The organism is Dyadobacter ginsengisoli DSM 21015 (assembly GCF_059568735.1).
The window spans coordinates 493434-508798 of the sequence record NZ_JCANTY010000004.1 but is presented as its reverse complement, the minus strand read 5'-3'; the positions used below and the strand labels follow the sequence as shown (position 1 = coordinate 508798).

At 48.2% G+C, this 15365-nt stretch carries 11 protein-coding genes; 7 read left to right on the top strand and 4 right to left on the bottom strand.

Going from position 1 to position 15365, the window contains the following annotated elements:
- The 3 genes from BP71_RS17195 to BP71_RS17185 all read right to left on the bottom strand — a co-directional run bounded on the left by BP71_RS17195 (position 1) and on the right by BP71_RS17185 (position 4849).
- Complete coding sequence (locus BP71_RS17195) at positions 1-819, bottom strand: N-acetylmuramoyl-L-alanine amidase-like domain-containing protein (RefSeq protein ID WP_496381352.1); 819 nt, start codon at positions 817-819, stop codon at positions 1-3.
- A 113-nt stretch (positions 820-932) separates the two neighbouring features.
- Entirely contained in the window at positions 933-2930 is a 1998-nt protein-coding gene (locus BP71_RS17190) for a transporter-like protein (protein WP_496381350.1), read from the bottom strand.
- 179 nt (positions 2931-3109) lie between these two features.
- Positions 3110-4849, bottom strand: a complete 1740-nt coding sequence (locus tag BP71_RS17185; protein WP_496381348.1) for an alpha-amylase family protein — start codon at positions 4847-4849, stop codon at positions 3110-3112.
- A 131-nt stretch (positions 4850-4980) separates the two neighbouring features.
- Here BP71_RS17185 and pgmB point away from each other — a divergent pair, with 131 nt between their 5' ends.
- The 3 genes from pgmB to BP71_RS17170 all read left to right on the top strand — a co-directional run bounded on the left by pgmB (position 4981) and on the right by BP71_RS17170 (position 10446).
- The gene (gene pgmB / locus BP71_RS17180; RefSeq protein ID WP_496381346.1) at positions 4981-5643 is read left to right on the top strand and encodes a beta-phosphoglucomutase; all 663 of its coding nucleotides are present in this window, start codon (positions 4981-4983) and stop codon (positions 5641-5643) included.
- Between the two features lie 72 nt (positions 5644-5715).
- A complete protein-coding gene (locus BP71_RS17175; RefSeq protein WP_496381344.1) occupies positions 5716-8031 on the top strand; it encodes a glycoside hydrolase family 65 protein in 2316 nt (771 codons plus the stop codon).
- A gap of 138 nt (positions 8032-8169) precedes the next feature.
- On the top strand, positions 8170-10446 hold the full coding sequence (locus BP71_RS17170; RefSeq protein WP_496381342.1) for a tetratricopeptide repeat protein: 2277 nt from the start codon (positions 8170-8172) through the stop codon (positions 10444-10446).
- Between the two features lie 116 nt (positions 10447-10562).
- Here BP71_RS17170 and BP71_RS17165 read toward each other — a convergent pair whose 3' ends face one another.
- Positions 10563-10952, bottom strand: a complete 390-nt coding sequence (locus tag BP71_RS17165) for a response regulator (protein ID WP_496381340.1) — start codon at positions 10950-10952, stop codon at positions 10563-10565.
- 374 nt (positions 10953-11326) lie between these two features.
- Here BP71_RS17165 and BP71_RS17160 point away from each other — a divergent pair, with 374 nt between their 5' ends.
- The 4 genes from BP71_RS17160 (at position 11327) to BP71_RS17145 (ending at position 15362) form a co-directional block, all read left to right on the top strand.
- Positions 11327-11611 (top strand): YtxH domain-containing protein, encoded by a 285-nt coding sequence (locus BP71_RS17160; RefSeq protein ID WP_496381338.1) that lies wholly within the window; start codon positions 11327-11329, stop codon positions 11609-11611.
- A 38-nt stretch (positions 11612-11649) separates the two neighbouring features.
- A complete protein-coding gene (locus BP71_RS17155) occupies positions 11650-11961 on the top strand; it encodes a hypothetical protein (RefSeq protein ID WP_496381336.1) in 312 nt (103 codons plus the stop codon).
- Between the two features lie 470 nt (positions 11962-12431).
- A complete protein-coding gene (gene rpoN / locus BP71_RS17150) occupies positions 12432-13874 on the top strand; it encodes an RNA polymerase factor sigma-54 (RefSeq protein ID WP_496381334.1) in 1443 nt (480 codons plus the stop codon).
- A gap of 27 nt (positions 13875-13901) precedes the next feature.
- Positions 13902-15362 (top strand): sigma-54-dependent transcriptional regulator, encoded by a 1461-nt coding sequence (locus BP71_RS17145; RefSeq protein ID WP_496381332.1) that lies wholly within the window; start codon positions 13902-13904, stop codon positions 15360-15362.
- The last annotated feature ends 3 nt before the right edge of the window (positions 15363-15365 follow it).

The following is a 15365-nucleotide window of genomic DNA, read 5'->3' as shown; positions in this document are numbered from 1 at the left end:
TCAGATATCGTTGAGCCGGGCCACAATCATGCCCGTGTGTTTCGGTACAGAAGCCACATACTCAGCCAGCGGTACATTGGACATAATGACTTTTTTTCCTGTCAGGGATGCATGAATCAGGTAAGCGCGACTGCCTACCTTGGAGATAATGCCCATATGGTTCACATCGAGGCCATCCACCGAAGACGTGAATGCCACAATGTCCCCGTCGTGCAGCATGGGTTCAGCTTTCTGGATACTAGCCTTGGGAATATAGCTGTGCTCCCTCGAGTTGATTATCGCTTCCTGTTGTTTCAGCTTTTCATACACTTCGCTTTCTGCCAGAGCGGTGTAAAGATTGGCGTGTGTCGTCATGAAGTTAATTTCCTTCGTAAAAGGTACTCCGCCTACTTTGGCCGTAATATCTTCCAGCCGTCCCCGTTTCTGGTTTTCATACATCCAATCCAGGATGTAATGCAGGCGGGAAGGATAGCCGTCGATAATGCCGTCGCGATACCGGAGTCTGGTCAATTCTGTTTTGTATTCATCAAAAGTCGCACCCTCGGTTTTGGCGACTGCCAGCGCGATCACACTTTCAACGAGCGTAGTGCAGTCAAGCCCGTCGAATTTGCATACTAGGCGTTCGGTAGGGTTACCTTCCAGAGTGCCCGCTATGTAGGGTGTCCCGAGGAAAGACTCGCTGATCCTCAAAACCTGTGTACCAATGTCCGGACTGGCTGGCAATTCCATTTTCTGCACGAACGTTTTTTGCAGGCCGGACTGCGCAAAGGATGCGATGGATACCAGCAACAAAATGGATAGCACTACAATTCTGATCATACTGAAAATAGTCTTTTTAAACAGGGTACGTTTCATGCAAATAATTGCCACGCTAAATATGTGACAAATTCGCGATAATGTAAAAATAATGATCAAAAGCCCTTTTTGCAATTTCAAGCTTGCCGTTCGGCCATGGGCTCCTCCGCTTCTGCCGGCTTTTCAGCCAGATGCCGTACCGGGAAAAAGAATGCGGTAGCGTGATGAAAGAACTGCCAGGACAGGTTACCGATCAGACTTCGGACCTCGCTCATAGGCGCATTGCGAGATTTCAACGCGAATGCGATGGAAAGCCCGAAACTGACGAGTACGTTCATGATCCCGATGCAGGTGATCCCGATGAGGGAATTCAGCCAAAGTTCGGCGGAGACGTGGTTTTCCAGGCTGGAAACGGCCAGCCCGAAATTTCCGGAAGCGAATGTGATGTGCCGGATGTCCAGCGGAAGGCCCAATGTGAAACCTATCGCACTGGTAGACCCGAGGAATACACCCAAGGCGAAATTGCCCGCCAGGCCACCAAAATTTCGCTCAAAATACCCGGCGATCCGATTGAGTCGTTTCTGGCCGAAGAGGCGGATCAGCCGGGGATGCCTCTGAATGCGCAGCGAGTATTTGTTGTAGATCCATTTGTTTTCATAATACCCCGATACGAGCCCTGAAATCATCAGATAGCAGCCGGCCAGCGCCGCGTGCGGCAATGCGAGGCTTTGCCATGCATTGAGCTCGGCAATCATCTTGATCGCTTTGGCGGGATCCGCGATGTGGTATTCATGCATGCGATAATACACCCGGTCGATACCGTACGCGACGGGAAATGCAATACTCGCATTGCCGATCAGCGAGATGAACTGACTTCGGATGAGCCTGATCAGAAGATGTGTTGTCGATTCCAGCCAGTTGGGGTTTTCCCCGTTGTTGCTCAGATTTGCCGCTATCGTTGAGGCCGTCATGGCGGGTTGCTTGGTGGCAATAATAAAGCCAAGGACGTGGATCAGCATGAATCCGAATGCGTAGTTCAGGCTGTAAAAGAAGGCTTCCCAGAAAATGGGTAAGTGCTGAAAATACAGCCGGGTTTTATTGGCACACAAAAATGCAACGATAACCCCTCCTCCCAGCGCCTTCCCGAAGAGCTTCCAATAGGCCGGGCGATCCGAGGCAATGTAATGTTCGCCCGTTTTCGACGTGTTTTCAATTACTTTAAATGTAAGCAACTGAAGGTTCACCGAAAAATGCTTCCGCAAGCTGTATCGCGTATTTTCCGCATAAACAAACGCCTTAAGCATTTGCACGATAATCAACCATCGCCTGTCATTTTCGCCGGTTTGAAGCAATTCCAGCAGTTGCTCAAGTCGTTTCAGGTACTGTTCGATCTGTCTGACCAGGTAGGTTAGTTGCAGACTGATCCCAAAGAGGTCTTTGTGCTTGTAAATGTAGCTGATCTGGCTTTTACATTGGCTGATCATCACCAGGATATGCTTGTAGTCGCTTTCCTGATCCGTAAAGGTGTAATTCCCGTAGTTCAGGGTCTTTTCAACAAAGAGCATGACTTCCCGGTTCAGTCCTAAAAATGGGGAATCCAGGTCGTCGACCCTCGGTATTTTGGATACTACTTCCGGGTCTACGCCCAGTGTGGCTGCGCGTTGCGCAAGAATCATGATAGAATTTAAAACCTCCTTCTTAATATGATTTTCAACATTCGGATCGGTTTCTTCAAAAAGGTGCTGAAGAAAGGCTACCCATTCTTCATCCGGCACTGCCTGCACCCACTGGTAATCCTTTTTGTCGGAAAATAACCTGTCGAAATGCGTGCGGAGTTCGTTGGGCTCTTCGATCGGTGGAAGGAATTTGAAACTGAGCCGCGCAGATGCATCCGAGAAAAAACCTTTGTTGGCTCCGATCTCAGATTCCGTTAGCAGGGAGACAAACTTGGTCGAAGAGAGCGTGGTGAGAATCTGCTCGGAAAGCAAGCCTTTCTCCCGCTCGTCGGGGATCAGCCCCGATAATGCATTCCGGAACGGTTCACTTTTATCCCTGCGGGCTTTCCATCTTGCGCGGACGATCTCTACGAATAATTCCGCGTAATTGATTCTTTCAGGGGGTAAAGTGCTATCCATATCCTCCATTTAAGGTCGGTATTCAAAGAAATATATACTTCCCTGTGATTTTTCCCGACCGTCTTTTTTCAAACTCACAGATAGTAAATTTAAATATTATCGGTAAGGTATGTTACTGATCTTGCATTATGTCATGCACTATCTTGGAAAATTCAAACCGGCCGCGGATGTTTCGGCAGTTATTTCGATACAATCTCGAATACCAGTACGCTGGCAGGCGGCAATTGCACATTAACACCCGTGGAGGTGATATCGGCAGCACGCAGTTGCACCTTAGGTACCTCTGTCGGGAAAATTGGTTTTAGTTTATACAATCCGGTATTACCCAGTTTCAGCGGGCCCGTCCAGGTATCCTGCGGGATCTTGACGGTCGTTTCTACGGTCCGGGAAAGATGGAAATTGTAAACAAAGAGCAGTTTCTGGCTATCGGTATAACGCAGGTAACTATAAATGACTGTCTTATCGTAATTGTAGGACTGCCCGTCGATATTCACATATTGCAAGTCATAAAAAGCACCCGCATAAACGGCCTCCTGCTGCATTACAAACTGATTGAGATGCCTGTAGTACGCACGGAGTTCCCGCTGTTCGGTACTGAGCGATGTATCATCGAATTTTCCGCCGTGGACCCATTGCCGGAATTCGGGAACACTCCAGTAATCGAAAATTGTCGTGCGCCCGTCTTCTCCCTGGAAACCCTCTTGCTGATTAGGGTCGACGCCCAGCTCTTGTCCGAAATAGAGCATCACCGGCCCGGTGTGGAGGGTAGCACTCAAAACCATAGCGGGCAATGCGGTCCAGGGGTTGCCCGCAAAGTAACGGGATGCAATGCGTTGCTCGTCGTGGTTTTCCAGGAAACGCAGCATGTGCTCGCTGAAATCACCCGATTCCTGTTGCCAGATCCGAGTAATCTCTTCGACGGTTCCGTGGCCTTCTATCAGCTTTCGCAAGGAATTATACAGCCCTACTTTATCGTAGAGGTAGTCAAATTTGCCCTTGTAGATGTAATTCCGGTATTCGGACGGATTATAGATCTCAGCAATGAAAATGAGCTCCGGCTTTACTTTTTTGACCTCCGGGATCACCCAGCCCCAGAATTCGACAGGCACCATTTCGGCCATGTCGCAGCGGAAGCCATCGACACCCTTGTTAGTCCAATATACCAGAATATCACGCATTTTGAGCCAGGTCGACGGGATTGGATCGAAGTGGCTTGCGCGGCCGTTCAGGTAATCGACACCGTAGTTGAGCTTGATGGTCTCATACCAGTCGTACTGGCTGGGCTGGGCCTGGAACACATCGTTGCCGGTTGCTTTTGCCGGACGTTCGTGGTAGGGCGAAGTGACGGGAAGGGGTGGTGTATGGCCCTCAGGAACTACGAAATCGTGATTAGGGATATAGTAAAAGTTGTTGGAAGGGCTGAAAGCGACATTGTTGTCGTCATCTTCTCCAAAATCCCTGACTCCTGCCGGGCAGGTATCGGAATGGTACTGCCTTGCTACGTGATTGGGTATAAAATCGATGATTACTTTCAGCTCATGCGCATGCGTACGTTGTACGAGGCTCTCAAATTCCTGCATTCGGTGAGGTACATCCACAGCGAGGTCGGGATCCACATCATAGTAATCTTTTACGGCATAGGGAGATCCTGCAATGCCTTTTACAATGAGCGGATGGTCTGCTTGAATGCCAAATTGCGAATAATCCGTTAGCGTGGCATGTTCCAGCACGCCGGTATACCAAAGGTGCGTAACGCCGAAATCCTTCAATGCACCGAGTGCTGTATCGTCGATGTCATTGAATTTGCCGCAACCGTTTTCGGCAAGAGTGCCATATAGTTTGTTGGTTGCATTCTGATTGCTAAACAGGCGTGTAAATATTTGGTAGATAACGAATTTATCCTGGTTGGCGACGGACATTGTTCTGAGGTTTTGAATGTTTTTCTCGAATGTGCTGCTGTGAAATGCCAGACAGCAAGGCCGGGATTTAGCCCTTTACGCAGCAAATTGCTATTTTTTACTATTTTGCAAGATATTAAATTTGAAATGATATGCCCTCAATACAAGCCTGCCTTTTTGATCTCGACGGCGTAATTGTCGATACTGCCCAATTCCATTACATCGCCTGGCGCGAGATGGCCCAGGACTTGGGTTTCGATCTGTCGAGGGAAGAAAATGAAAGACTAAAAGGGATCAGCAGAATGGAATCCCTGGAAATTGTGCTTTCGATCGGCGGGGTACATTTGTCGGAGGAGGAAAAGATAAAAAGGGCGACGGTCAAGAATGCGCGTTATCTGGAATTGTGTATGCAGATGACCCCCGAGGACGCGTTGCCTGGCGTGCGCAACTTCCTAAACGAGTTGAAAGCGCATTCGATCCGGACAGGACTGGGTTCTGCCAGCAAGAATGCGACGGTAATTCTGGAAAGGATTGATATGCTCCACTATTTCGATACGATCGTCGATGGCAACCGCATTACCAAGGGCAAACCCGATCCGCAGGTTTTTCTGATGGGGGCCTCTGATTTAATGACAGACCCCGGGCATTGCGCTGTTTTCGAAGATGCCGTCGCCGGCGTGCAATCCGCCAAAGCGGCAGGAATGCTGGCTGTGGGAATAGGCGAAAAATCGGTGCTTACCGAGGCAGACATCGTCGTTCCCGGTTTTAGCGACTTTGGCCTGCGCGAACTGGAAGCGGCTGCATCCGGGCTTTGACCAGTAAATCAATTGACATTTTGATCACATGAATGCGTCCCGATTGCCGGGATGTATAAAAGATATTCAACAATGAAAAACTACATCACGCACGACGAATGGTGTATCGTCGAAAACGGTTTCCACCCCGAACATAATGAGATTACCGAAAGCCTGATGAGCCTGGGTAATGGCCGGATGGGCCAACGGGGAAACTTTGAGGAAGGATATTCGGGTAAAACACTGCTTGGGAACTATGTGGCCGGAGTCTATTTTCCGGATAAAACACGTGTGGGCTGGTGGAAGAACGGCTATCCCGATTATTTCGCCAAAGTATTGAACGCCTGTAACTGGACGGGCATCGATATCCGGATAGGTACAGAAAAGCTGGATCTGAGGACCTGCAAGATCGAAGAATTTAAGCGGGTGCTGAACATGAAAGAGGGCGTGCTCGAACGCATCGCAACGGTCGTGTTATCGGGAGGGCGGAAGCTGCGTATCCATTCCAAACGCTTTTGCAGTATGACGGATGATGAATCCGGTGCAATCCGTTACAGCATGGTCCCCTTGAATTTTACGGACCATTTTACCATCATTCCCTATCTGGATGGCAATATTCGCAACCGCGATTCCAACTATGACGAGTCGTTCTGGAATGAAATTTCCCGTGAAGTGAAAGGCCATGAAGGCTATTTGGTGCTCGAAACCAAAAGCAATCCCTACCAGGTAGAGCAATTCCAGGTGGCGACGGGGATGAGGTTTGAAATTAAGTTGGATGGTCAGACGGTCAATTTGCCCGTTGAAGAGCACTCCGCGGATAAGTACGTTTCGGGGACAATGCAGGTGGAGGTCAAAGAAGGGGCGGAGCTGATTGTTTATAAATATGCCGTGAATCTGTCGTCTGCGAACTATGAGAGGGGCGAGCTCGTCACGCAGGCGAAGGCCTACTTGCAACGCATTGGGGAAAAGGCCTTTGATAGAATGTATGCCGAGCAGGTTCAGGCATGGGCTGCGAAATGGGAAAGGAACGACATAGCAATTGCCGGCGATGTAGCTGCGCAGCAAGGTATCCGCTTCAATATCTTTCACCTGGGACAGACCTATACGGGTGAAGACGAGCGTCTCAACATCGGTCCCAAGGGATTTACTGGAGAGAAATACGGAGGAAGCACTTATTGGGATACCGAGGCGTATTGCATTCCTTTCTACCTCTCGACTGCCGATCAGAAGGTGTCTTGTAATTTACTGATTTACAGGTATAAACACCTGGTTAAGGCCATTGAAAATGCTGCGAAGCTGGGTTTTAGCGGGGGCGCCGCACTTTATCCCATGGTGACGATGAACGGTGAGGAATGCCATAACGAATGGGAGATTACATTTGAAGAGATCCACCGGAACGGAGCCATTGCCTACGCCATTTATGATTACACTCGCTACACCGGAGACGAAAGCTACGTGACCGAAGGGGGGCTCGAAGTGCTGATCGGTATCAGCCGTTTTTGGAAACAACGGGTGAATTGGTCGGAGGATAAAGAGCAATATGTGATGTTGGGCGTTACAGGGCCAAACGAATACGAAAATAACGTCAATAACAACTGGTACACCAACTATATCGCCTGCTGGACCTTACGCTATACCCTGGAGGTGATCGATAAATTATGGAAAGAGGACTCGAGAAAACTCAATGAGATCATTTTCAAAACCAATCTCGAACTAAATTCGGAGCTGGCCGACTGGAAACACATTGTCGATAATATGCATTACCCGTATGATGAGGGCAGGCAGGTATTTTTGCAGCAGCAAGGCTTTCTTGATAAACAACTACTGACCGTCACCGACATTGCGAGCCAGCGGCCTATCAATCAGCGCTGGTCTTGGGACAGGATCCTGCGGTCCTGCTTTATTAAACAGGCGGACGTGCTGCAGGGCCTCTACTTCTTTGAAGATGAATTCGACGCGGCGGTCATCCGCCGGAATTTTGAATTCTACGAGCCCATGACGGTTCATGAATCCTCGCTTTCCCCCTGCGTACACGCTATCCTCGCGGCCGGACTGGGTATGCGGGAAAAGGCTTACGAAATGTATCTCCGTACCGCTCGCCTGGATCTGGATGATTACAACAATGATACCGAAGATGGCCTGCATATTACTTCGATGGCCGGGACCTGGATGAGCGTTGTGAAGGGCTTCGCAGGTCAGCGGATCAGGGATGGGTTACTTTCGTTCAAACCCTACATTCCGCAACAATGGGACGGATATTCTTTCCGGATCGGGTTCCGGGGGGCTTTGTTGAAAATCACGGTGTCGAAACAGGCTGTAACGATTGAAAACGCCTCGGAAAGTCCTCTTACAGTTTGGGTTAATGATCAGAAGGTCTTTATTGACGCTCTCGCTTCTGTACAAATTTAATTACTATCAGTTACTTAAAATGATCTTATTTATTTAAAAAATTATATTTTACCTGAAATTTAGCAAACGGTTAACTCATTAATTGTAATTTTCCCTGATTCCTTGTAGGTTAGCAGCTTTTGAGCCATTCTACTGATTATGGTACAGAAATTCTGCCTACTTGTGATGACAGGTATGTTGCTGATGCTGATGGTTTTAACTCCAAAGCAAGTATCGGCGCAGGATTTTAGTGAGTGCCAACGGCTTGTCAAAGAACTTCTACCTGTTTTCAATCAATCATTCGAGGAGAATAATCCTGCGTTACTTCGCAGCGAGGAATATCAGCGAGGTGTACGCAACCTTCAGGCTGCTTACGCAGCCTATCATAAGGGCGCGTTCCAGCCTTCCGATTCAGTGCAGCGCATGAACAACGAGGCCGTGATATTGGCTCTTTCCGGCAATTATCAGAAAGCACTGCACATTATGGAAGAACTGGATCTGGCAACGCTGGATCCCCATTTGCACTATAATCGTGGTTTGTTTGCATTGCTGTCCGGCAAATATGCCGCGGCCCGTACCGATTTCGCCGATGCTCCGGGAGGGTCAGAAGCGATCGTGAATACACTGGTGTCGTTAGGCAAACAGAAAAAATACCAGGAAGCGGAAAGCTTTGCAAATAGCAATTCAGCGAAAAACACCGGAGGGAAGTGGAACTTCAACGTCGGAATGGTGTACAAATACAACGGCAATATGGAACAGGCCGTTGACGAGATCACGAGTGCAATCCGGCAGAAGGATGAAATGGCATACCGGTTGCAGCGCGGCGACATCCTGATGAGGACCGGTAATGACAAGCGGGCTGTGAAAGACTTTGAAAAGGTGGCGCGAACGCATCCGAAAGCACAAATCCGCTATGCGAATGCACTGTTATCGCTGAATCAGTTTGGAATGGCCAAGGCCGTTTTTGAAAAATACCTTGAGTCGGATGACCGCACATTCCGCGGAGATGCTTACCTCGGAATGGCTCATTCCTGTTATGGCCTTCGACAGACCGGCGAAGCGCAGCGCTATTACAAACTGGCATCGACATTGAAGCGTGAAACCCCGGCATTGCAATCAGGTATCGCCAACACGCATCTTACCAAGCACGAATATCAGATGGCTTTCACGCTGTTTGACCGGGTGATCAAAAAGGACTCCAGCTATTTGCCGGCATACCTTGGACGCGCGGTCGCTTATTATGGACAGAAAAAGTATGATCTGGCGCTCAAAGATTTTAAGAAAGGCGAAAAGGCCCTCAATGCAGATAATAAGTTCTTTGCCGATCTTTTTGTTACCAAGGCCTTTTCGGAGTATTATCTCAAGAAAAGTGCCGAAGCGCAGGAGGATTTTCAAAAAGCGATCAGGTTGGATCCGGCCCGATACGAGGCGCTTGCCGGGCTAAGCGGTATCATGATCGATCAGAAACGGTATTCCGAAGCAGGGCAGTACCTGGCCAAAGCACTTCAGTATGAGCAAGGCTATGACCTCATGTGGAGTAACTATGGGAACCTGCTAATGCATTTTGACATGTTTAAAAAAGGCTATCAGGTTTTTAAGCGGGCCGTCGCCCTGAATCCCGCTAACGTGAATGCACAGAATGGCTGGGGTATCGTACTGCTCGAAAATGACCAGCTCGACAAGTCGATGGCCCTGTTCGATAGCCTGGTGCGTGAAAAACCCGAATTGCCGTTTGTGCATAATAACCATGGAATTGTGCAGGCCTACATCGGCAACAGGCATTCCCAGAAGCATCAGGTCAATGAAGCCAATGCCCGTTATGACGGTGCATTTGAGGATTTCAGGCTGGCGATGGCAGCGGCTCCGACACGAAAATTCTATAATGTGAACCAGGGGAATGTGTTTCGTTATATGGAGCGTTTTGATGAAGCCAAGGTTAGTTATCAGACCTATCAGGATAAGAGTGCTTTGAACAACACGGCCGTGATGTATGCCGGGCAGGAGCGTATGAAGGATGCCAAATACTACTTGGGCATCGCCATTCAGATAGACTCATTACATAGAGTGTTTCAGTACAACATGTCGGTGCTGGTGAAAGGGAAACAGAAGGAAATGATGCGTCTCGTTGCCTCGGCCGACGAAAACAGCCCTTTTTCGGACATCGGGATCAAGTACAGCCGGGACGGGTTTGTAACCATCTATCTCTACGACTACGAATACGATGTCCTGAGTTTTCCTGGCCGGCACTATATGCCGCTGCCCGTGGCGGAGTACAAAGAGGACTACTTTATTCCGGAGTACGATTTCAAACTGGTTGCCTACGAAAAGAAGAAGGGGGATGGCAGCAAGAAGAAACGCGTTCGTTATCACACGCAGAAAGTAAAGATGCCGGGAGGAAGAGGCAGGTCGGGAACGAGGTGTCCTATACTTTTCTAGAAGTTAAATGGTGCTTAACCACTCCAAAGCAACATTCTGAGCAATAATTTCCACGCATCAAAGGTGAGAATCCGCATTTGATGTAATTTTTTCCACTATTTTCAAGCGCTTGTCAACTACCGGTATTCCCTTTGATCGGGATTTGGTATTGTGAAGATATTCTTGACTTCGACGAAGCTGATAGGTTTGTCCAGAAAGAAATCCGCACCATTTCGAAATGCCTCTTCCCTCAGATTAGTCATTGCGCTCATCATCACCACCTTGGCAGTTTTACCTGGATTCACATCCTTGATAGTCCGGATAGCCTGTACGCCCTTTCCGTCGGGCAAATTGTTGTCTATGAATATCCAGTCAGGGCTCATGGCCCTGACGCAATCTAAGCCTTCGTTCAATGACGCCACCACCCTGATTGCGGCGTCAGGTGTTTGAATATCCAGTTGCTTTATTAGAAAATTGCGCATCAACACTCCCAGATCCCGTTCATCTTCAATAATAACAATTTTCATAGCGCTGTGTGACAAGTAAATTTTTAGTCATCGGTAGTGGAGGTATTTTCCGAAGCTATGAACAGCATCCGAATTCTGAAATAACCTTTGGTATTAACTGAGGCAATAATCCTGCCATGTATCAAATTGACACAATATCCCTTAAGCCTCTCGCCACCCGGAGTTTTTAATCTGCATGTGTTCCTTTTTTACTCCGTTTAGGGCAGTTTTTTTACAGTCAGGCTGTTCGAGTGCCTGATAGTCAGATTTGCTATTTTTATTAATTGATTGTTTTACAGTGATATATGATCCAATTGGGAAACTGTGCTCTGTTTGGTACAGGATTTTCGACGTATTCGGTAAATTGAAGTGATTCACATTAAAACGAATATGCTATGTCAGGCAAAAACATCATTTTAGGTATTGTAACCGCGGCGATAGCGGGTGTCGCGATCGGTTTGCTCATCGCGCCGGATGACGGAAAAAAAACGATCAAGAAACTCAGAAAGAAAACCAATAGCCTCGCAGGTGATCTCATTGCCGCTTTGGAGAAGAGCAAAGCAAAAGCAGGAGAAGCGGCGGACGATTTGAAAAATGAGGGACGTGCCTTCGCGAATGAAGCTGCCGACAAAGCAGAGGCGTATGCGGAAGCCGCCCGCGGGGAAGCAGGGAAGCATTGACCCCGGTGGGTTTATATTTAAACGTAACCGACAACTTTATGAAACCATCAGAGAGTCGCTCGAAGACGGACCAATTCAAAGACTCGATCTCAGGCACGCTGGACTATTTCAAAGATCTGGCAGCTGCCGGCCCGACCGGTGTCGCAGGGCGAGGACTCGAAATGGGGCTGAGCGCTGCGCTAGCCCGCACTGCATTAAGACGCCTCCCGGCTCCCTTCAATTTGGTGGCACCTTTGGTGATTGAGAAAATAATCATGAAGCACGGTGTAGATGAAGGCAGGGAGTTGTTACTGAAAGGGTTGTACTGGGTCAAGAAGGCGACTGACGATAAACCTCTGCAACCAATTTGATCCTTCTGAACAATATCAATGCAAACCCTCCCCTGCAGGAGGGTTTTTGCATTGATATACGTCGGCAAGAGTTTTGCATTTCTTTAAGAACGTTTTCAATATGGGAAATCGCGACAAACAGGAGGCGATCGATGATGGAAGTGCCGGCAGCCCGAGAGTTTAAAGATTCAATTATGTCGATTCCTTTTGATTATCAGTCATATGCGAAGGGTTTCTCTGCAAAGTATAGTCGGTAGCGTGACGGGGGGAAATGCAAAACGACCCGGACTCTGGTAGCTGTTAGCACGCCCCGGATAGCAGAAAAAGCAGTTTTGAGCTGAGGATTCCTTCTACATTCTGAATAATAATACTCAGTCTGTGGAAATAACTACGCAATCTTCGGTAACGCACCCCGCGATTGAGGCTAGATTAGATAAAGAGTCGTAAATTTAAAGCATCAAGAGAATTAAAATTTTACCCTTAGTTGCTATATGCAAAGACAGACGCAGACGCAAAGACAGACTTTAAAATATTCTCCCTTGCAAATTCAGATGCTGAATTTACTGCACCTGACTACAATGGAGCTTGAACAGAGGATTAAAGAGGAACTCGAAGAAAATCCCATACTGGAAGAAGGGAAGGATGAGAATACGGCGGAGGAGAGCACCGACGAATTTGAGGAAGGGGATGTGACATCCGGTGGTGAGGACAATTCGGTACAGGACTATTATGACTGGGATGAATTCCGTGATGACGATATTCCTGATTATAAAACTTACGCTAATAATCAGTCGGCTGATAACGAACTATATACCCGGCCGATGGTCGAAACCATGTCGTTCCGTGATGACCTGAAACAGCAGGTACACTTTCTGCGGCTGGATGAGCGCCAGCAACTCATTGCAGACTTCATCCTCGACTCGCTGGACGAAGACGGGTTCCTCAGAAGGGAAAGCGATGTGATCGCAGATGATATCTCATTCGCCAACAGCATGTTTATCGATACCGATGAAGTGAACACCATGCTGAGAGTCATCCAGCAGCTGGACCCCCCCGGTATTGCCGCCAGTGACCTGAAAGAATGCCTGCTCATTCAGCTCCACCGGATGGAGAATCAGAATGAGGTCTGGAAATGGGCATTCAAGATCGTTTCCGACGCCTTCGATGAGCTGGGTTCACGGAACTATGACAAGATCATGCGTATCACCGGGTTGGACGAAGAGTCGCTTAAGAAAGCGATACAGCTCATTACAACGCTGAACCCCAAGCCAGCTTCCGGATTGCGCAACGACTCGATCGTGAACGAGAGTATCAAACCTGACTTCATGCTCTGGTATACCGAAGACGGGGAAATCGAAGTGCAGTTAACCTGGGGAAACAGCCCCGCATTGAAACTGAATAAGGTTTTTACCCAAATGGCTGAACAGAAGAACGACAAAGCCACCAATCAGTTTCTCAAAAATAAGATGAACTCTGCCAAGTGGTTTATCGACGCCATTAAGCAGAGGGAGAACACGATGCTGAACACTCTGAAGGCCATCGTGAGGCTGCAATACGATTATTTCCAGACCGGCGATATCAAGAAACTGCGCCCTATGATCCTGAAAGACGTGGCGGAGATCATCGACATGGATATTTCGACTGTATCCCGGGTAACGACCAACAAATATGTACAGACACCTTTCGGCATAGTACTCCTCAAAGACCTGTTTACCGAAGGCGTTACCAATGAAGACGGGACCGAAGTTTCAAACCGCGAAATCCAGGAGGCGATCAGGGAGATCGTGAGCGAGGAAGACAAGCGACACCCGTACAATGACCAGCAGATTACAGACATGCTTGCAGAAAAAGGCTATTCGGTTGCCAGAAGGACTGTAGCCAAGTATCGCGAGCAACTGAACATACCCACTGCAAGGTTGAGAGTTACTATTTAAGCAACAAGTTAAGCCCAGAGAGCCGGAATGAAAAAAATAGTAGTTGTTGATGACGAAGCGGATATTTGCTTCTTGTTGAAGCGGTTTTTATCAAAGAATGATTTTATAGTTGAAACAGCCCAGAATGGTAAGGACGGCCTCGCATTGATAGAGTCCATTTCTCCCGACCTGGTTATGACGGATTTTAGGCTCGGTGATATTACAGGCACCGAACTTCTGACGACCATCAAATCCAAAAGACCAAACGTACCGGTCCTGATCATCACCGGATATTCGGATATTAAAGTGGCTGTCAATGTGATGAAATTAGGCGCTTATGACTATATCACCAAGCCATTATTTCCCGACGAGATCCTGGTGACGGTGAAAAAAGCAATAGCGGATGCCGAGGCTTCGCAAAATGAGGAGCACGAATATGCGCCTCCCGTATCCGATGGTAGTTCAGAACCAACGAAATCCTCCCGGAAAAGCCAGCTGCGGACCAAAGCCGGGTATGTCATGGGGAATAGTGATGTTTCGGATAACCTGTTTAAGCAGGTGGATCTCGTGGCACCTACCAATTTCAGCGTCATTATTTATGGAGAAAGTGGTTCCGGCAAAGAAGCAATCGCCCAGGAAATACATAATCGTTCGAGGCGCAGGGATATGCCGTTTGTAGCGATGGATTGCGGTGCAATTTCAAAAGAGCTGGCAGGGAGCGAGTTGTTCGGCCACGAAAAAGGCTCCTTTACGGGTGCATTGCAAACCAAAATCGGCCATTTCGAACTGGCTAATGGCGGTACGTTGTTTCTGGATGAGGTTTCGAACCTGTCTTATGAAATCCAGGTAGCATTGCTGCGCGTCGTGCAGGAACGAAAGATGCGGCGGATCGGCGGATCCAAGGAGATCGACCTCGACGTCAGAATCATTGTTGCGAGTAACGAGCGGTTGCTGGAATCTGCCAAGAGCGGTAAATTCCGGGAAGACCTTTACTACCGGTTCAATGAATTTACCATTGAAGTGCCGGCGCTACGTAATCGGAGGGAAGATTTGATGCTGTTCGCCGGGTCATTTTTGGAAACCACCAATGCCGAGCTCAACAAAAATGTCAAGGGGTTCTCCGAAGAAGTGAAGAACGACTTTTTGAACTACTCCTGGCCGGGTAATCTCCGGGAGCTGAAAAATGTGATCAAACGATCGACCCTGCTTTCGGACGGTGAACTGATCGAGGAAAAAGCATTGCCTTTTGAAATTGTCAATTATAAGCGTCTGAAAGACCTGGACGACGAACCGGCACCGGCAAGTCTGTCGGCTTCATCGGCGACGTCATTTGATGGCGCAGACGGAGAGGACAACAAGCCAAGCCTGAAAACCGTGGCCAATGAGGCGGAGTATGATATGATCATGCAGGTGTTGCGTGATGTAAACTTCAATAAAAGCAAGGCTGCACGTTTGTTGAACATCGACCGGAAGACACTTTATAACAAAATGAAGCAATTCGACATCTGATAG

Bases quoted from the DNA above. Each gene is read 5' to 3' on its own strand.
- BP71_RS17165 (WP_496381340.1), bottom strand. From the start codon at position 10,952: ATGAAAATTGTTATTATTGAAGATGAACGGGATCTGGGAGTGTTGATG.
- BP71_RS17170 (WP_496381342.1), top strand. From the start codon at position 8,170: ATGGTACAGAAATTCTGCCTACTTGTGATGACAGGTATGTTGCTGATG.
- BP71_RS17145 (WP_496381332.1), top strand. From the start codon at position 13,902: ATGAAAAAAATAGTAGTTGTTGATGACGAAGCGGATATTTGCTTCTTG.
- rpoN (WP_496381334.1), top strand. From the start codon at position 12,432: ATGCAAAGACAGACGCAGACGCAAAGACAGACTTTAAAATATTCTCCC.
- BP71_RS17175 (WP_496381344.1), top strand. From the start codon at position 5,716: ATGAAAAACTACATCACGCACGACGAATGGTGTATCGTCGAAAACGGT.
- BP71_RS17195 (WP_496381352.1), bottom strand. From the start codon at position 819: ATGATCAGAATTGTAGTGCTATCCATTTTGTTGCTGGTATCCATCGCA.
- BP71_RS17185 (WP_496381348.1), bottom strand. From the start codon at position 4,849: ATGTCCGTCGCCAACCAGGATAAATTCGTTATCTACCAAATATTTACA.
- pgmB (WP_496381346.1), top strand. From the start codon at position 4,981: ATGCCCTCAATACAAGCCTGCCTTTTTGATCTCGACGGCGTAATTGTC.
- BP71_RS17160 (WP_496381338.1), top strand. From the start codon at position 11,327: ATGTCAGGCAAAAACATCATTTTAGGTATTGTAACCGCGGCGATAGCG.
- BP71_RS17155 (WP_496381336.1), top strand. From the start codon at position 11,650: ATGAAACCATCAGAGAGTCGCTCGAAGACGGACCAATTCAAAGACTCG.
- BP71_RS17190 (WP_496381350.1), bottom strand. From the start codon at position 2,930: ATGGATAGCACTTTACCCCCTGAAAGAATCAATTACGCGGAATTATTC.